This window comes from Gordonia sp. NPDC003504, assembly GCF_053587995.1.
The window spans coordinates 227,054-245,365 of record NZ_JBSFPC010000006.1; the positions used below are offsets into that span (position 1 = coordinate 227,054).

16 protein-coding genes are annotated in these 18,312 nt (G+C 66.4%); 9 read left to right on the top strand and 7 right to left on the bottom strand.

Features of this window, described 5'->3' with window-relative positions; genetic code table 11:
• Positions 1–4 precede the first annotated feature (4 nt).
• The 4 genes from ACWDPV_RS13925 to ACWDPV_RS13940 all read right to left on the bottom strand — a co-directional run bounded on the left by ACWDPV_RS13925 (position 5) and on the right by ACWDPV_RS13940 (position 6,975).
• Positions 5–1,114, bottom strand: coding sequence for an ATP-binding protein (locus ACWDPV_RS13925; RefSeq protein WP_449743450.1), 1,110 nt, complete (start codon positions 1,112–1,114; stop codon positions 5–7).
• On the bottom strand, positions 1,111–4,713 hold the full coding sequence (locus tag ACWDPV_RS13930; protein WP_449743482.1) for a DUF4132 domain-containing protein: 3,603 nt from the start codon (positions 4,711–4,713) through the stop codon (positions 1,111–1,113). Before ACWDPV_RS13930 ends, ACWDPV_RS13925 begins: the two co-directional genes overlap by 4 nt.
• Positions 4,714–5,156: 443 nt before the next feature.
• A complete protein-coding gene (locus ACWDPV_RS13935) occupies positions 5,157–6,254 on the bottom strand; it encodes an inositol-3-phosphate synthase (RefSeq protein ID WP_348806945.1) in 1,098 nt (365 codons plus the stop codon).
• Positions 6,247–6,975, bottom strand: a complete 729-nt coding sequence (locus tag ACWDPV_RS13940; protein WP_449743451.1) for a PadR family transcriptional regulator — start codon at positions 6,973–6,975, stop codon at positions 6,247–6,249. The genes ACWDPV_RS13935 and ACWDPV_RS13940 overlap by 8 nt, the downstream gene beginning before the upstream one ends.
• A gap of 176 nt (positions 6,976–7,151) precedes the next feature.
• On the opposite strand from ACWDPV_RS13940, the gene ACWDPV_RS13945 reads away from it, so the two are divergent.
• The 5 genes from ACWDPV_RS13945 (at position 7,152) to ACWDPV_RS13965 (ending at position 13,735) form a co-directional block, all read left to right on the top strand.
• Complete coding sequence (locus ACWDPV_RS13945) at positions 7,152–7,541, top strand: DUF5318 family protein (RefSeq protein WP_449743452.1); 390 nt, start codon at positions 7,152–7,154, stop codon at positions 7,539–7,541.
• A gap of 193 nt (positions 7,542–7,734) precedes the next feature.
• Positions 7,735–10,041, top strand: coding sequence for a transglycosylase domain-containing protein (locus ACWDPV_RS13950; RefSeq protein WP_449743453.1), 2,307 nt, complete (start codon positions 7,735–7,737; stop codon positions 10,039–10,041).
• Positions 9,968–11,686, top strand: a complete 1,719-nt coding sequence (locus ACWDPV_RS13955) for a glycosyltransferase family 87 protein (protein ID WP_449743454.1) — start codon at positions 9,968–9,970, stop codon at positions 11,684–11,686. Before ACWDPV_RS13950 ends, ACWDPV_RS13955 begins: the two co-directional genes overlap by 74 nt.
• 459 nt (positions 11,687–12,145) lie before the next feature.
• Entirely contained in the window at positions 12,146–13,093 is a 948-nt protein-coding gene (locus tag ACWDPV_RS13960) for an 8-oxoguanine DNA glycosylase OGG fold protein (protein ID WP_449743455.1), read from the top strand.
• A 69-nt stretch (positions 13,094–13,162) separates the two neighbouring features.
• Entirely contained in the window at positions 13,163–13,735 is a 573-nt protein-coding gene (locus ACWDPV_RS13965; RefSeq protein ID WP_348806951.1) for a hypothetical protein, read from the top strand.
• 12 nt (positions 13,736–13,747) lie between these two features.
• On the opposite strand, the gene ACWDPV_RS13970 is transcribed toward ACWDPV_RS13965, so the two are convergent.
• The 3 genes from ACWDPV_RS13970 to ACWDPV_RS13980 form a co-directional block, all read right to left on the bottom strand.
• The gene (locus ACWDPV_RS13970; RefSeq protein ID WP_348806952.1) at positions 13,748–14,323 is read right to left on the bottom strand and encodes a GNAT family N-acetyltransferase; all 576 of its coding nucleotides are present in this window, start codon (positions 14,321–14,323) and stop codon (positions 13,748–13,750) included.
• A 10-nt stretch (positions 14,324–14,333) separates the two neighbouring features.
• Positions 14,334–15,842, bottom strand: coding sequence for a hypothetical protein (locus ACWDPV_RS13975; protein ID WP_348810030.1), 1,509 nt, complete (start codon positions 15,840–15,842; stop codon positions 14,334–14,336).
• A gap of 94 nt (positions 15,843–15,936) precedes the next feature.
• A complete protein-coding gene (locus ACWDPV_RS13980; protein ID WP_449743456.1) occupies positions 15,937–16,329 on the bottom strand; it encodes a VOC family protein in 393 nt (130 codons plus the stop codon).
• A 226-nt stretch (positions 16,330–16,555) separates the two neighbouring features.
• Between ACWDPV_RS13980 and rpsF the strand changes: the two genes are divergently transcribed.
• The 4 genes from rpsF (at position 16,556) to rplI (ending at position 18,269) form a co-directional block, all read left to right on the top strand.
• Positions 16,556–16,837 carry a 30S ribosomal protein S6 gene (rpsF, locus tag ACWDPV_RS13985; protein WP_348810031.1) on the top strand — a complete coding sequence of 94 codons (282 nt, stop codon included), beginning with the start codon at positions 16,556–16,558 and terminating at the stop codon, positions 16,835–16,837.
• Positions 16,838–16,981: 144 nt separating this feature from the next.
• Positions 16,982–17,506, top strand: coding sequence for a single-stranded DNA-binding protein (locus tag ACWDPV_RS13990; RefSeq protein ID WP_348806956.1), 525 nt, complete (start codon positions 16,982–16,984; stop codon positions 17,504–17,506).
• Between the two features lie 28 nt (positions 17,507–17,534).
• Positions 17,535–17,795 carry a 30S ribosomal protein S18 gene (gene rpsR / locus ACWDPV_RS13995; RefSeq protein ID WP_449743457.1) on the top strand — a complete coding sequence of 87 codons (261 nt, stop codon included), beginning with the start codon at positions 17,535–17,537 and terminating at the stop codon, positions 17,793–17,795.
• Between the two features lie 21 nt (positions 17,796–17,816).
• Positions 17,817–18,269 (top strand): 50S ribosomal protein L9, encoded by a 453-nt coding sequence (rplI, locus tag ACWDPV_RS14000; RefSeq protein ID WP_348806958.1) that lies wholly within the window; start codon positions 17,817–17,819, stop codon positions 18,267–18,269.
• Positions 18,270–18,312 lie beyond the last annotated feature (43 nt).

Genomic DNA, 18,312 nt, shown 5'->3' on the forward strand with positions numbered 1-18,312 from the left:
GCCGTCAGCGCCGGAACTCTCGGTGCGCGGCCAGCGCCGCCGACCACGCCATCTGTTTCTTCGCCCGGCCACGCACCACGACGTCGAAGTACTGATCGAGTTTCGAGGCGTCGTCCGCATTGTCCTTGAGGACGGTGCCGATGAGTTGCCGTGCGACATGCTCGCCGCCCACGGTGCCGTCACCGAAATAGTGGGCATCCAGCGCCGCCGAATAGCCGACGGCCACCGCCTCGGCCGCAGACATCACCGCGGCGGGTTTCTCGACGGTCACACCGTCGGCGGTCCGGCCGGATCGGAGATCGTCGAAGACTTCGACCAGCAGACCCACCACGTCCGGGGTGAGGCGGGTGTCGACGCCGGCTGCGTCGAGGAGTCCGGCGGTCTGCGCGATGATGAGTTGCGCCGCCACCTCGCGGTCCCGGATGGGTTGCACCGTCTCGAAATTGAAGCGTCGTTTGAGTGCGCTGGACATCTCGTGCACACCGCGGTCACGCAGATTGGCGGTGGCGATCACGTTGAAGCCGTGGTGCGCCAGCAGGTGCCCCTCGTCGTTGTCGAGCTCGGGAACGTGAATCACCTTCTCCGACAACACACCGATCAGCGAGTCGGAGATCTCCGGCTGCACCCGGGTGACCTCCTCGAAGCGGCATATCGCGCCGGACGCCATCGCACTGTAGAGCGGCCCGGGCACCAATGCCTGTCGCGAGGGCCCTTCGGCCAGCAGGAGCGCGTAATTCCAGGAGTACAGCATCTTGTCTTCGGTGGTGCCGGTGCTGCCCTGCACCACCAGGCCCGACGTCCCGCTGATCGCGGCCGACAGGAGTTCCGACAGCATTGATTTCGCCGTTCCGGGCTCACCGACCAGTAGCAGCGCCCGATTGCTCATCAGGGTGACGATGCATCGTTCGACGAGGGCGTTGTCGCCGAGGAACTTGGGTGCAATCTCCAGCCGGGGATTGCCGATGATGAAGTCCCGCACGGCCTTCGGTGAGAGTGTCCATCCGGCCGGGCGGGGGTGCGCGTCGTTCTCGGCGAGCCGGGCGAGTTGTTCGGCGTAGACTTCCTCGGCCGGTGCCCGTACCACCGACGAGGTGCCCTGCGGCGACGTGCTCATGCGTAGTTCACCTTCGTTCGCCAGTTCGGGTCGAAACCCGGGCCTGCCGCGGCGGTCGCGGCGAGGTCACGATGGCCGGCCCCGAGCAGCAGGACCGGCACGTCGCGCAGCGGCACCGGGTAACCATCCTCGACACTGCGGTAGGTCATCTCGGTGAGTGCGACGGTGGTGTTCTCCTCGGGGAGTTGACTTCCGGAGAAGCCCAGCACCGCAACAAGTCCCAGTGACGGGTAGGTCTTGACGTAATCGAAGAAGACGCCGCCGTCACCGGTCTCGCCGCGGGTGTAGCCGAGTTTGCGGGCCATCGACCGCAGGGTGAAGGCCTCGAGGAGATGACCTTCGAACGCCGTCAGCGCCTGCGCCGACTCGTGATCGGCGGCGGGCTCGTAGCGTTCGCCGAGTTGGTCGAACAGGGAAGTCACCTCGTAGTCGGACAGGTGCGTGCGCCAGGCTTCGGTGAGTGCCCCGTCGAGGAGCCCCGGGCGAACCACCGTGACGTGCGACTCCTGGTCCAGTGTCACCTCGTCGTCGTCGGAGTCTGTGAGTGTCCCGTCGTCGAGTGGGCGGAACGACTGCCGGAGGGTTCCGTCGACGGTGAGTTCGGCCCACACCAGACGTCGGCACAGGATGGCGACGACGGGGTGCCGATGCAGGTAGCGTTCCCAATCGTCCACCGGCCAGGACCGCTCGGCGTACATCGCCTCCTCGAGACGGGCAACCTGTTGGGGAACGAGGGTCTTGACCGCCTTGCGGGCCCCACTCAGGAGACGTTTGGCCTCCGCGACCCGGGCAGCGTCGTCGGTGACTCGAGGAGCGGGAAGTGCCTTGATCGGCTTGCCGTCCGGGCCGGAGAGGTAGAGCTTGAGGTCGTCGCCGATGCGGGCGCTGAACTGGCGCGGGCCGTAGTCGAGCACCAGGGTGCCATCGCCGCCGAATCCCGCGTCGGGTACCGTCCGATCCGCCAACTCCGCGCGCGTCCAGCCACGCCGGGCGGCCAGCGCGTCGACCTGTTTGCGGGCCTCGTCCTGAATTCCCTTGGTACGGAACTTGGTCGCGATGGACAGGACCAGTTGTATGGCGTTGGGTTGGTCGATCCAGGCCAGCATTCCGAGCAGCGACCGGCACTGCGACGCGGCGTACCCGTAGCGTCCGCGGATCTCCTGCTCGGCGATCGGTGCGGCATTACCGTGGCACGTGGCGGCGCAGATGGCCAGCAGCCCTTTGCATTTGACCGCCGAGACGGACTGTCCGCCAGAGCCGCCCTGATGGTCGACGTCGATCCACACGTTCAGCAGGTGATCACCGAATCGCTCGGCGTCGTCGCCGTCGAGGAGGGCGCAGTAGTAGCGGATCGCCACCGTGGGTTCGGGTGACTTGAGCTTGGCCGCGGAACCCAGCAGCCACTGCAGGATGGAGAGGTCGACCCCCTCGTCGGTGCCCGCCCACCGCACGGGTGGCAGTGTGTCCCAGTCGATCCAGGCGATCAGCGGCGCCGGTCCCTTGCGCATCCCCTTGGACGCGGCCGCGGTGAGGGTGTCGCGGTTCAGGTAGGTGGAGGGTGGATTACCCAGTGCGGCAAGGGCATCGAGTTGAGCCTGGGACACCCGCTCGGTCTTCTCGACCTCATACGCCGACTCCAGCTCGGCGATGTCGTCGCGGGTTCCACTGCGGCCCAACCAGGCCGCGGCGATCGCGCGGGTGTCGGCATCGCTTGCCCGGAGCGCGGTGTTGAGGCGGGCCGTACGTTGCGGGTCATCGGCCAAGGTGTCCTGGGCCAGTTCGCGATTGCGGGAACTGGTGCCCAGCGCCACTCGATACATCGTGTCGGCCACATCGGCGGGTAGCGCCGGCAGAGTGGCCAGTGCGAGGTAGGGCTTGCTGTCGTCGGTGTAGTAGCTCGGCGGGTCGTTGAGCAACCCGGCGAAGCGCGACAGGTTCGACTCGACGAAGTCGGTCAGCGCCGCATCGGGAAGGCCACGCGCGAAGCCCGAGTATGCGTCGAAGACGAGATCCTTGCCGGCCAGGCCCAACTGATCGAGAAGTTCGCGAATCCGGGTCAGGGTGAGGCCGGGATGGTCTCCGCCCCAGGATCGTTCGGCGATGGTGTGCAACGAGTTGACGGTCTCCCAGGTCAGCGTCCGGTCCCCGGCCGGATACCGCAGGGAGTCGACGAAGGACAACACGGTCAGCATGGCCTCGGCGGTGAGTCCGGCTGTACCGCTGAGGTTGATGATGGCTCGCGTGTCGAGCATGCCCAGCCCCGTTGGTGCTCGCTGCTTCCGGACGTCGCGCGGTGTGTCCTTCGGTGACGGCGGAACCGCCGTGGTGAGCGTCGCGATGAGGGCTCGGAGGTCGTGGTCGCTGAAGTGCCGGTATCGTGACGCGACGGCCCGGACCTTCGGGTACTCACTGGCCTCGTACTCGCGGATCTTCGCGTCGACCTCGACGTTGATGTCGGATTGGAACCTCAGCAACGCGGTGTGCAGTGCCGGCGTCATCTCGATCTGCCACGCCCCGGGTGTGCCGGTTCGCGGCCCCGGTGCCGACGCGGTTGACCCCGGCGACGGACCGTCGGCCGGCAGATCCGCCCATTCCCGGGCCAGTGCCTTCGCGGCCGCCGACGTTGCGGTGGTGACGAAATCCATTGCCCACGAACGCGAATCCTGTGTCGACTCGACATCTCGGGACCTCAGCTTCCACAGGGCGCGCAGTGCGCGGAGCTGCTGCCCACCCGCACCCTCGACCGCGCGGTCCTGCAGCGCGGCAGTCAGTTCCGTCGGCGGGCACCGCCCGGCCAACTTCTCGGCGGAGAGGGCGAGGGTGGTGTTGGTGCCGGTCAGGAACTCCGCAATGGCCGGCGCGAACGGGCGCAGGCCGTCGTCGTCGAGGGCCTCGAGGAGTTCGATGATGGTGGGTCCGCCCTTGCCCGGATGCAGTGCCAGATCGGCCAATTCGCTTGCATGGGCGGCCACGGCCGGCCGGTAGTCACTCATTGCGCACACGATGGAACGGGCGCCGGAGAACAGGCCCGCATACGCGCGGGAGATCGGTGTGACGGTGAAACTGCCGAAGGTGTTCCCGACGGGTGGGGTCAGCGGGCTGTAGGAGAACATCGCGACCAGCAGCTCCCCGCGACGACCACCGCCGGCGAGGATGATCGCCTCGATTCCGGCGTAGGTGCACGGGAGTGGCTCGCGATCCTGTAAGGCTCCCCACCGGAAGCACTTGCCGATGTCATCGATCAGCAGCTCGGCCCAGTCACTGCCGGCGATCGGCGCCAAGGTCAGCCCCCAGTGCCCGAACGCGGTGAGGACATGTGCCCAGCGCAGCCCGACCTCCGGAGGTACCGAGTCGAGGAGTCGGTACATCGTGCGTCGGGGCTCGCGTTGAGACGGCTTCCAGTCGGACGACCAACCCCCACGGTGGGCGGCACGGATGGCCGCGATCACCCCGATGTCGTCCCCGTCGATGACGTAGCGGGCGACCCGATCGGGTAGCGACGCATCACGGGTGCTGACGCCATTGGCGGCGATCGCGGCGCGGGCGGCGTCGGCGAACTCGGCGACCACCTCCTTCGGTCGCGATCGACCCCAGCGCATCGCCACGACCACTCCTCCCGACCCATCAGAACCCGAACGCATCAGAAACAGTGCGAGCCTACCGAGGCCCACCGACATCGGCGCCGGCCACGTCATCCGGCCGAACGGCTGTGTGGGGACCTCTGTTCGCCGGCTCGTACGTGATGTCCAGCGTTACCTCGCCGGGTCTCGACTCGGGCTTCGCGATCACTTCGCCCGGCTCGACCTGCGGGTGGGTCTCGATTCCATCCCCGGGGACGGGGCTCGTCCTCATACAACGTGCGGGTACGCGCTGCCTCGACGAGTTCGTGGCCGAAGCCCGCTGCCACGTCGCCCCCACTTCACCGGCGGAGTCAATCGTGCACTGCGGGTGTGAGGGCCGGAAACGACTGTCGCCCGCGAGTGACATCTCACTCGCGGGCGACAATCATGTTTCGCGGACAACCGAATCGGCTGTCAGTTCGTCAGGCGTCGGCTCCGATGATGAAGGCCTCGAGCTGCTGACGCGCGATGTCGTCGGCGATCTGCTCCGGCGGGCTCTTCATCAGGTAGGCCGAGGCCGGCAGGATCGGGCCACCGAGGCCGCGGTCCTTGGCGATCTTGGCCGCGCGCACGGCGTCGATGATGATGCCGGCCGAGTTGGGGGAGTCCCACACCTCGAGCTTGTACTCCAGGTTGAGCGGAACGTCGCCGAAGGCGCGACCCTCGAGGCGGACGTAGGCCCACTTGCGGTCGTCGAGCCACTCGACGTGATCCGACGGTCCGATGTGGACGTTCTTGTCCTCGACCTTGCCGGCGAGCGAGCCGGTCAGGTTGGAGGTGACGGCCTGGGTCTTGGAGACCTTCTTGGACTCCAGACGCTCACGCTCGAGCATGTTCTTGAAGTCCATGTTGCCGCCGACGTTGAGCTGGTAGGTGCGGTCGAGGGCGACGCCGCGGTCCTCGAACAGCTTGGCCATCACCCGGTGGGTGATGGTCGCGCCGACCTGGCTCTTGATGTCGTCGCCGACGATCGGCACACCGGCCGCGCGGAACTTCTCGGCCCACTCGGGGTCGGAGGCGATGAACACCGGCAGGGCGTTGACGAAGGCGACCTTCGCATCGATGGCGCACTGGGCGTAGAACTTGTCGGCCTGATCCGAACCCACCGGGAGGTAGCTGACCAGGACGTCGACCTCGGCGTCCTTGAGGATCTGCACGACGTCGACACCGTCGCCGTCGGCCTCGGTGATGGTCTCGCGGTAGTACTTGCCGAGGCCGTCGAGGGTGTGGCCGCGCTGCACCGTGACGCCGGTCGGCGGCACGTCGGCGATCTTGATGGTGTTGTTCTCGCTGGCGAAGATCGCGTCGGACAGGTCGAAGCCGACCTTCTTGGCGTCGACGTCGAATGCGGCGACGAACTCCACGTCACGCACGTGGTAAGGGCCGAACGTGACGTGCATCAGACCGGGGACGGTCGAGTTCTCGTCGGCATCCTTGTAGTACTGCACGCCCTGGACCAGGGATGAAGCGCAGTTTCCTACGCCCACAATGGCCACGCGCACCTTATTGGGCTCACCCATGGTCGGGTTCTCCTCTTTCTTGTCGGGTCGCAGCGCTGGGCTGTGACACGGGGGTTCGGCCGAGCTGATCGTGCTCGGTTTCTTCCTGACCCTGCTCACCGGTCGTCGACGACGTGGCGTGCGGGAAATCTGTGGGGGTGGCCGACTCGCCCGGCTGCGATTCGGCGGGGTTCGACTGTGGCTCGGCGGTACGCGGCTGCGCCTCGGATGCCTCGGCGGCGATGAGCTCATTGAGCCAGCGCACCTCGCGCTCGCTGGATTCGAGGCTGAGCTCGTGCATCTGCCGGGTGTAGCGGTCGGCGCTGCCGGTGGCACGTCCGACGAGCTCGCGCAGTCCCTCGCGGCGTTCCTCGACCTGCCGGCGACGGCCCTCGAGGATGCGCATCCGCGCCACGGCCGGGGTACGGCTGAAGAATGCGAGGTGCACACCGAAACCGTCGTCGGTGTAGTTCTGCGGCCCGGTGTCGGCGACCAGTTCGTTGAACCGGACTCGTCCGGCGTCGGTGAGCTGATAGACGCGGCGTCCGCGACGCACCTTGGTCCCCGACGGTGCACTGGCCTCGTCGATGAGGCCGTCGGCTTGCATGCGCCGAAGCGTCGGATACAGCGAGCCGTAGGAGAACGCGCGAAACGCGCCGAGCAGCCCGGTGAGACGTTTGCGCAGCTCATAGCCGTGCATCGGGGATTCGATGAGGAGACCGAGGATCGCCAGTTCGAGCACCGACGCCTCCCTTCGCTCCGTGTATCGACGACACTGATGCATCAACACCTCGTGTCGATGCATTTCCCAATGTATCGCACCGATATAAAAAGTGTCGAGTTGGTGCACACCGAGTGGACGGAGGACCGAGACGGTCACGACAACGTCGTCCGGGTGGACCACGTACCCTGGTTCACGTGCAGCGCCAGATCGTCGACTACGCCCTCCAGCGGCGATCACGGCTGTCTGCGGTGCATTCCGGGCGCGTCGCGGTGTCCGAGGTCTGCGACGCCAGTCCCTATCTGTTGCGGGCGGCCAAATTCCACGGGCGCACCACTCCGACGCTGTGCCCGATCTGTCGCAAAGAGCAGGTGACGTTGGTCTCCTGGGTCTTCGGTGAGCGGCTGGGTCAGGTCTCGGGATCGGCACGCTCGGCCGAGGAGATCGCCCGCCTCGACGCCAGCGCCGAGGAGTTCTCCGTGCACGTCGTCGAGGTGTGCCGCACCTGCAGTTGGAACCATCTGGTCCAGTCCTACGTTGCCGGTCTGCCCCCGCGCTCTCAGCGTCGTCGCAGGGTCGCCAAGTAATACTTGTCGCCGACGAACCCAGTATCTTCGTCGGCGATGCGCCATGTCGTGCGCCGATGACGCTGTCGTGCGCCGATGACGCTTTTGGCAGGGCAGCGGAGATGAGTCAGAGTGGACAGCGGTGAAAAATGCCGACAAGTAGTGTGAGGAACGTTGAGCCGATGATGGATGCGGTTCAGTGGGAGGACCGGTGATGAGCGAGTCACGCGAGACGACGACGTCGCGACGCACCCGCCCCGACAAGAAGGGTGACACGACCCGCTCCCGTCAGCGGATCGTCGCCTGGGTGGTCGGCGCTATCGGCCTGATCGTGCCGACGGTCGCGCTGATCGCCGTGGTCGGTTTCCTCATCGCCTACGCAACGGCGACCGTGCCGAGCCCCGGTGACATCAAGCAGAACCAGGTGGCGACCATCGTCAACGCCAAGGGCAAAGAACTGGCCAGGATCGTGCCGCCGGAGGGCAACCGCACCGACGTCGGCATCAACGACATCCCGAAGTCGCTGCAGGAAGCGGTCATCGCGGCCGAGGATCGCGAGTTCCGCACCAACGACGGCTTCTCCGTCCGAGGACTCTCGCGCGCCGTGTGGGGTCGCGTCACCGACAACGATCTCGCCGGCGGCGGATCGACCATCACCCAGCAGTACGTCAAGAACGCGCTGGTCGGCGACGAACACAGCTATGAGCGCAAGCTGCGCGAGCTGGTGATCGCCACCAAGATGTCGAGCGAGTGGTCCAAGGACGACATCATGGCCGCCTACCTCAACACCATCTACTTCGGTCGCGGTGCCTACGGTGTGGCCGCGGCGTCACAGGCCTACTTCCGCAAGGACGTCAAGAACCTCACACCCGCCGAATCGGCCGTGCTGGCCGCGGCGATCCGTTCGCCCTCCTATTACGACCCGGCAGTGAACGAGGACGCGGCGGTGGGCCGCTGGAACTACGTCCTCGATGGGATGGTGCAGACCGGTGCGCTGACCCAGGCCGACCGTGCCGCCATGGTGTATCCGAAGGTGTCGGCGGCGCCTGCGGCCACCGGCGAGACCACTGGCCCCAACGGCCTGATCAAACGTCAGGTGCTCGCCGAGCTCGCCGACCTCGGGATCTCCGAGCAGCAGGTGAGTACCGAGGGACTCAAGATCACCACGACGATCGACCCGCAGGTGCAGAACGCCGCCGTGCAGGCGGCGTGTCGGGCGAACAACATCTACCCGTGTGAGAACGGCGTCCTCAACGGTGAGCCCAAACAGATCCGCAGTGCCGTGGTGTCGATTGACCCGAAGACCGGCGGTGTGCAGGGCTACTACGGCGGCGACGACGCGCAGGGCTGGGACTACGCCCAGGCCGGCCTGCAGACCGGATCGTCGTTCAAGGTGTTCGCGTTGGTTGCGGCTCTCGAACAGGGCGTTCCGCTGTCCAAGGTGTACTCGAGTGCCCCGTATTCGATTCCGAACACCGACATCACCGTCGAGAACTCCGACGGTGAGAGCTGCGGATCGTGCAACCTGGCGACCGCGATGAAGATGTCGCTGAACACCGTCTACTACCGCCTGATGATGGATCTCGATCACAAGGCGCAGGATGTCGCTGACGCCGCGCACGCCGCCGGTGTGGCCGAATCGTTCGGTGACACGGCCAAGACCCTGCAGGAGGCCAACGGCAGCGTCGAGGGTGGTGTGGTGCTCGGGCAGTATCCGTCCCGCGTCATCGACATGGCCTCGGCCTACGCGACCCTGGCCGCGTCGGGTATCTACCGAGCGCCGCACTTCGTGCAGAAGGTCGAGACCTCCAGCGGCGAGGTGCTCTACGAGCGTCAGCCCGACGCCGGCAAGCGGGTGTTCCCGGCCAAGGTCGCCGACAACGTGACCGCGGCACTCGAACCGATCGCGGCCTACTCCAACGGCAACTCGCTCTACGACGGCGAGCTCGGCTCGCGACCGTCGGCGGCCAAGACCGGCACCGCGCAGCTCGGTGACACCGGCCAGAACAAGGACGCCTGGATGGTTGGCTACACCCCGCAGCTGTCCACCGCGGTGTGGGTTGGTACCGACCGCGGCACCGCGCTGGTGAACTACGGCGGCTCACCGGTGTACGGCAGTGGTCTGCCCGCGCAGATCTGGAAGAAGACGATGGACAACGCCCTCGCAGGCGACCCCATCGAGCAGTTCCCGGAGCCGGCCGCGGTCGGCGGGCAGGCGGGTGTCCCGTACGAGCCGCCGCCAACGACCTACAGCACCGAGTATCCGACGTCGCGTGCGCAGCAGCCGTCGATCCCGCGACTCCCCGGTGCCGGTCAGGATGGCAACCTGACGGTTGCCCCCGGCATCACCATTCCGGTGCCCGGCGGTGGTGGCGGCACCAACAACGGCGGTGGTACCGGTAATGGCGGTGGCACCGGTACTGGCGGTGGCGCCGGTAACGGTGGCGATGACACCGGCGACGGCGGAACGGGCGATACTGGTGGCGGCGACGGAGGAGCGGTCCCTGAGTCCGGCGGCTGACGCGGATTCGCGTCGGCCCGATGACGGCGACGGCGGCCCGGACGAGAGCCCGGCGCCGCTGGCCGAGGACCTGCGGGTCGACACCAGACGGCTGATCCCGAGCCATCAGGATCCGGTCGTCGCCGAGGCGTCCCGAGTTGTCGGCGGACCGCTCGGCGTGCACGCCGCGGTGGGGCGCAGCCGCAACTGGACGCCCATCCGCGTGCTGTTCCTGCTCGCCCTGTGCACGCTCGCGTTGGGCTGGTTCGGTAAGGCCGGGTGCCTGCAGCAGAAGCAGGTGGTGAATCCGGCGCCCGGCGCGGCGACGTTCACCCTCGACCACGACGATCAGCGGCTGTTCACCGACCTCTGCTACTCCGATGTGCTGCAGCTCTTTCCGGCCGAACAGCTCGACGACGTCACCACTTTCCCGTACCGCACGTCGTGGACCGAACCGGAGAACGGCGTCGAGACCACCCGGTACATGGAGTATCCGGTGCTCACCGGGATGTACATGTACGGCGTCTCCCGCATCGCGCTGCGGTGGTCGCAGGCCATGGACAGCTGGGGCATTCCCGGAGCGCTGCCCGCGGTGCTGTATTTCGATCTCGCCGCACTGGGTTTGGCACTGTTCTGGCTGGTGACGATCTGGGCGACCGCGTTGACCGCACGAGCGCGGATCTGGGCGGCCTGGGTCGCCGCCGTCTCACCGCTGGTGATCGTGCACGCCTTCACCAACTTCGACGCCATCGCCACCGCGTTCCTCGCCGTCGCGATTCTCTGCTGGGCACGCCGGAAACCGTGGCTGGCAGGCGTATTCATCGGCCTGGGGTCCGCGGCCAAGTTCTATCCGGTGCTCGCCCTGGTGGTGTTGTTCGTGCTGTGCCTGCGCACCGGGAAACTCCGCGACTTCGGTGCCGCCGCGCTCGCTGCGCTGGCAGCCTGGCTGGCGGTGAACCTGCCGATCCTCCTGCGGTATCCGCAGGGCTGGTACGAATTCTTCCGGCTCAACTCCGACCGAAATGCCGACTCCGACACGCTGCTGCGACTGGCGGCCAAGGCGGTCGGGGTGCGCTGGAATGTCGACGTCCTCAACGTCGTCTCGTTGGGGCTGATGATCGCGGTCATCATCGGCGTCGCGGTGGTGGCGCTGACCGCGCCGACCCGCCCGCGGGTTGCGCAGCTGTTGTTCCTGATCGTGGCGGGCTTCCTACTCGTCAACAAGGTGTGGAGTCCGCAGTACTCCCTGTGGCTGGTTCCCCTTGCGGTGCTGGCCATTCCACACACCCGGCTGCTGCTGGCATGGATGACCGTCGACGCACTCGTCTGGATTCCGCGGATGTCGCTGTTCATCGACCCGTCGCGAAAGTGGTTGCCGCAGGAATGGTTCACCACGATCATCATCATCCGGGCGTTGTTCGTGATCGCCCTGTGCGCCATCGTCATCTGGCAGATCTACCGCCCGGAGAACGACCTGATGCGGCGCGACAACGAGGGTAACGACCTCGACGACCCGGCCGGCGGCGTCCTCGACGGCGCGCCCGATCATCGTGTGTTCACCCGGCCCCGGCACGACGTCGACCCCGACGGTGAACTACCGGCGATGGCCGGAAGCGGTGGACTAGCGTGGGGCCCGGCGCCGGATACCGACCCGCACCAGCGTTGACGGCGCTCGCTCCTTCACTGACGGCGCTTTCGCGGCGTCGACGGCGATCGGGGTACGTGCGTTCGGACTCCTGCTCTTCGGACTCGCGATAAAGGTCCGTTGACGCGAGTGACCGGATCATTGCCCTCGCCGGGAGCCTTGTCGCCGGCGATGGCGCGGTCGCCGGTACCGTGGCCGCGGACCGGACCTGGAAGTCCGACGCCCGCATCGTCCTGAATGCCGAGGGCATTCAGTGGGTGGACATGAACGGACGCGATCACCTCATTCCCGCCGAGATGATCGGATCCTCGAAGTTCGAAGTGCTCCGCAGCGGTATGCTTCATATCGAGGTCGGAACACCGGGATCGTCGTCGACCGAGGGAAAGCGGTTGTGTCTGCTCGACTTCGGACCTGACGCACTCACTCCACACCCGCTGAATTCGATGGAACCGTGGAGCCTCCTTCTGCGTCCAACCCACCATGACGCATACAACCCTTCCCGTTCCCGCCGACCTCACCGCATGGCTCGCCGAGGCCGATCGCACCGCACAGCTTCTCGCCGACAAGGTCTACATCGACCGACGCTGGTGGACAGCCGAACTCGTCGAACGCAACTTCGCCGACGTCATGTGTGGTGACTGGGTCGGCCGAGAGGACTTGTTTCGCCTCGGTGCCGCCGCGGTGAACTCCCCCGACGACGCCATCGCGTTGCTGTGGAACACCATCGCGTTCTGCGTCGGGCGCAAGACCACTGACACCAAGAAGCGCATCACGGCCGTCAGCGTCGACCGGCAACGATTGGGTGCACTGCTGCAGACCGCGGCGATCTGCGGCCGCGAGGATCCGGCCGCCGCGTACGAGATGCTGCGACCATCCCAGGGCGGCAACAAGATTGACCGCTTCGGGCCCGCGGGATTCACCTGGTACCTCTACTTCGCGGGTGCCGGTGAGGTGACGCATCCGAGTCAGCCGCTCGAGGCGCCGATCGCCCGTGCCCTGAAACGTGCGGGATGGCACGACCTCCACGCAACCACCTGGACCCCACAGGAGTACGCCGACTACTGCGCACTCGTCGGTCGATGGCGCGACGAAACCGACGCGGACCGCAACGACGTCATCGTGCGCGGTCTGGTGTCGACCGCACCACCGACCGGATGGGACCACCCGTGGCAGAACTTCGAACGCGACTCCTGGCCTCGCGACGGCTGGGTTCCGGGACCTCTCAACTCCGCGGAACTGCGTCGAATCTTCCACTGGCTCGGCATGTTCGCGACTCTCTATCCGATGTCGCCGGTGGCGCAGGACTTCTCGCGACTCGGCCGCAAGATCTCGACGTCCCTGCACGGCGATGTGGGTGCCCCGCCGTATCCGCGCGGCGACGACGAGGGGCCCGCACGGTATCGCGATCAGTGCTACCCCGACTACTGACGAGGTTCGGTCCAGCGTGTCGTCGCCGATACGCCCATGCGGCCAGGGTGAGTCGCGCAGAATGTGGCCATGACCGCGAAACAAACCGGAGTGCGGTCGTCGCACGAGGGCTCCACGCAGTCGGGTTTCACGCAGGCGGGGTCGCCGCGTCGACGCCGACTGGGATTCGTCGTCGGCCTGACGCTCGGGGCGGCCGTCGTGCTCGTCGTCGTGGGGTCGGTCTGGGTGGTGGTGACACACCGCGATCAGGGTGACGCCGGCCCGTCCGATGCCGACTACGTCGCCTTCGCCCGGACGTTTGCGGTCGACGTCGCGACGGTCACCGGCGGTGATGTGTCTCAGCCGCGGGCCGCGCTGACCCGTACGTGCGAGGGGTCGCCGGCGCGCGGTCAGCTCCAGGCGAACATCACCGACACCGAGAACGCCATCACGAACTCACCCAACCTGACGACGAAGCCGGTGGGCACGCCGGAGGCGACCATCGACACCGCACGCCGAACCGACACGGAGGTGCCGCTGGATCTGACGATGACGGTGGCGATCTCCGACTACGTCGGTGAACCGACGACGACCACTCGCGAGTTCCTGATCACCTTGCGACCGGGAACCACTCCCTGCGTGTGGAATGTCGCCGGCGTCTGACTGCGCACAACGTCAAAGTCGCGCGCGCAAAGCCTCTTTCGCCGCCGGCCAATCGTCGTCGATCATCGCGTACTGAGCGGTGGTGCGCCATCCGTCGCCGAAGCGCCGATGCTTGCGCAGCAACCCCTCGAATGTCGCACCGAGTTTGGTGATCGCCGCCCGGGACTGGGTGTTGTTCTCGTGGGTGTGCCACACCAGTCGCACGGCCCCGCAGCGCTCGAAGGCGTGCGACATCAGCAGGTACTTGGCGGTCGGGTTCACGGCGGTTCCCTGCACTCGTTCGCTGTAGAAGGTGTACCCGATGGCGCAGGCCAGGTTGGGGGAGTCGATGTCGTAGAAGCTGGTGGATCCGACGAGCGTGCCGTCGGAGTTGTCGATGACGGCGTAGGCGACGCGACGTTCCGGGTTGGCGTCCGCGGCGGTGATCCACTCGCGGGCGGCGTCGACGCCGGTGGGGATGCCCGGTGACCAGCGGAATCGGCCCGGGTCACCCACCACCCGTGCCAGTGCGGGGGCGTCGTCGACGGTGAAGGGACGCAACGTCACCCGATCGCCGACGAGCGCGTCGGTGCCCAACCAGCCACTCATACAACCACTCTCATGCGTCTTCCCGGATGCGGTCGCCGGGTCCGACGTCGTCGGGTTCGGGTGGATCGTACGGCGCCGGAACCCGGCGGCGACCGATCGAGGCGAGCGGTTCACGCATACCGGCATGAACGAACGCCCAGATGAGATACACCAGCAGGACGGCATGCACCCACACCCCGACGTTGACGCCGGCCATCACCCACCACTTCATCGGCTCACCCGACACGTAGATGCCGAAGAGCCGGAAGATGGTGGTGTCGAGGATGAAGTCGGCGATCAGATACAGCACGATGACCGGCCACCGGACCCGCAGGAGCACGAAGAAGGGGAGAATCCACAGCGTGTACTGCGGCGAGTGCACCTTGTGGAACACCATGAAACCGGCGAGCATCGCGGCACTGACACCGATCCACGGGTACACCCCGGTCCGGTGGCGCAGCCGCCACCCCAAATAGACCGCCACCACAAAGGAACTCAGGATCAGGATCGGTGAGAGCACACCGACCAGCGAGTTGTAGGTGTCGGTCTGGCCGCCGGTCAGGTGGCGCAGTCCCCAGTACCAGATGGAATTGGTGTCGAGGTCGGCGCGACGTTTGCCCTGGAAGGTGGTGGCGGCGCGCCAGCCCTCGTAACCGAGCAGCATGAACGGCAACTGGATGAGGATGACGGTGATCGCGGCGGCGGCGGCCACCCAGGCCGCCCCGACCCAGTCCAGCGGTCCACGCGTTGGCGTCGACGCGTCCTCGTCGGATCGGCCGGAGCCATCGGGGTCGTCGGAGCGCGTGAATCCGCCGCGCGTCAGCACATACAGCGCGAGCGGTAGCACGAAGAACCCGGGATAGAGCTTCAGGCAGAATCCGACGGCGAGGACCACTGCGGCGAGAATCGCGCTGGTGCGCAGCGTCATTCGTCGTCGTCCGGTGACCGGATGGATGCTCGCGCCCCATGCCATCACGGCCACCGCACCCACTGCGGTTGCCACCACGGGCAGTTCCCAATTGTGGAAGGCGTAGAGCACCAGGGGCGGAGTGAGCGCCCACCACAACACATTCCAGCGGGTCAGCACCGCGAGCATCGCCGTGATGAGCAGTCCGAAGGGGGCGATCAGCACCACCGAGTGTCGGAAGAACTCGAGGTCGGTGTGTGCGCCGATGGCGCCGAGCCACATGAACAGGCCGGAGAGCACCGGGTATTCGACGGCCCCGCCGAAAAGTTGTCCATCGGCGCCGATGCCGCCGTGGATATAGGGGAAGACGTGGTTGTTGATGTCACGCCCGATCCACAGGTACATCAGGTCCGAGTAACAGGGGACCACGGCGTCGGGGTCGCCGACGGGCCAGCGGTGACTGCGGCCGTCCGGGAAGAACGGCGGACCACCGCACGCGGCCTTGACTTTGTAGCTCCAGAACATCAGCAGCAGGGTGGTCAGCAGTGACACCGTCAGGATCAATGCCAGATCCCCGCGACGAGACAACGTGACGCGCCCGTAGCGGAACGTCGTGCTCAGGCGGTCGGACATGGGCTACAGGGTAGGGGACGCGGCGCGGCGTCCCGAGCCACGGTCGGCAACGGTGATCGGCGTCACCATCGCCCACCGGGGCGTCACGGAGCCGTCACTGCGCAGGCGCCGCGGGCGTGGCGACGGGGGTGAAGAAGTTGACCAGATTACCGTCGGGGTCGCGGAACAGCAGCGAACGATTACCCCACGGCATGGTCGTCGGCTCGTTCACGAAATGGTCGACGACCTGCGTCAATGTCGGGTAGAGGGCGTCGACGTCGTCGACGTGGAAGTCGAGCATCACCGAACGATTGACGCCGGCCTCGACGACGTTCTCGCCGAGGAGTGGTGCCGTCGACGACGACGCGATCGCGAGGGTTCCGCCCGACGTCACGAGCTCGGCGAACAATGGATGCAGACGATTCGCGGCGACTCCGGTGACCTTCTCGTAGAACGCGACGAGGCCCTCGACGTCGTCGGTGATGATGCGGGTTGCGGCGAGATGCATGGATGTCTCCCAGGGACTCGGGTGGTTGCGTGCCGGGCTTACGGTGCCCCCGATCGAGGTCAGCCACGGTCCGCAATGAACCGGCGAGCCTGTTCGCGGTGCGGTGTGGATGACGATTTCGCTGGTCAGGGGTGATGCGTGTATCTTGGAGGGGTTGCCGACGCAGGCGACCCTCCTGCCGTGGACAGTCCGCGGCCGATGAGCCCATAGGAGGTGATGTGGTCACATGCGTCATTACGAATTGATGGTCATCCTCGACCCGAGTCTCGACGAGCGCACCGTTGCTCCGTCTCTGGACACGTTCCTGAACGTGGTCCGCAAGGACGGCGGCAAGGTCGACAACGTCGACATCTGGGGCAAGCGTCGTCTTGCCTACGAGATCGCCAAGCACAGCGAGGGCATCTACGCGGTCATCGACCTCAACGCCGAACCGCAGACCGTGAGCGAGCTCGATCGTCAGCTGAAGCTGAACGAATCGGTGCTGCGCACCAAGGTTCTCCGGAAGTAGTCCACAGACTTCTTTCCGATGTGCCGAGTTAGTCGGTGCCGGACCCTAGGGTGAACACCTGAAGGCAGTCGCGAGCCGATCGCGACGATAAGAGTCCGGTGCATATCGATCAACGAGTGCCCAACCACGACCAAGGGGAGACACATGGCAGGCGACACCGTCATCACCGTTGTAGGCAATCTGACCGCGGATCCGGAATTGCGATTCACGCCCGCGGGAGCAGCGGTGGCCAGTTTCACGGTGGCCTCCACTCCGCGGACCTTCGACCGTCAGAGCAACGAGTGGAAGGACGGCGAAGCGCTGTTCCTGCGTTGCAGCATCTGGCGCGATGCCGCGGAGAATGTCACCGAAAGCCTGACCAAGGGCACCCGGGTCATCGTGCAGGGACGTCTGAAGCAGCGGTCGTATGAGACCCGCGAAGGCGAGAAGCGCACGGTTGTGGAACTCGATGTCGAGGAGATCGGTCCCTCACTGAAGTTCGCCACCGCACGGGTCAATCGGGCCTCACGCGGTGGATCGTCCGGCGGTGGTTTCGGTTCCTCCGGTGGCGGCGCAAGCCGCGGCGGCGGATCGGGATCGTCGGCGCCCGAGGATCCGTGGGGCAGTGCCCCCGCGAGCGGGTCCTCGTTCGGCGGCGGCAGTGCAGCGGACGACGAACCACCTTTCTGAAATTTTTTGACTGGAGCATCACTTACACATGGCTAAAGCAAAAGGCGGCCGGAAGGTGCGCGTCGAAAAGGTCACCAAGACCAAGGCGTGCTCCTTCTGCAAGGACAAGAACACCAACAACATCGACTACAAGGACACCGCGCTGCTGCGTCGCTTCCTGTCCGACCGCGGCAAGATCCGCTCGCGTCGCGTGACCGGCAACTGCGTCCAGCACCAGCGTGACGTCGCGGTGGCCGTGAAGAACTCGCGTGAAGTGGCTCTGCTGCCCTTCACCTCGACCAGCCGATAAGCCGAAGGGAGAGAACACAACATGAAGCTCATCCTGACTGCTGCTGTGGAGAATCTCGGCGAGGCCGGCGATTCCGTCGAGGTCAAGGACGGTTACGGCCGTAACTACCTGCTGCCCCGCGGCCTGGCCATCAAGGCCACCCGTGGCGCCGAGAAGCAGGTTGCCGACATCCGTCGTGTCCAGGCCGCCCGCGAGGTCCGCGGCCTCGAGCACGCCAACGAGATCAAGCAGGCTCTGGAGAACCTGACCGACGTCTCGCTGACCGTGAAGACCCACGACTCGGGCAAGCTGTTCGGTTCGGTCACCGCCGCCGACGTGGCCGGTGCCATCCGCACCGCCGGCGGCCCGGCCGTCGACAAGCGCAACGTTGAACTGCCGAAGGCCCACATCAAGGCCACCGGCACCTACCCGATCGTGGTGAACCTGCACCCCGACGTCACCGCCAGCGTGCAGCTGGCCGTCGTCACCGGCTGATCGGTTCGACGCACACCTGATCACAGCCCGTCACACGCGAAAG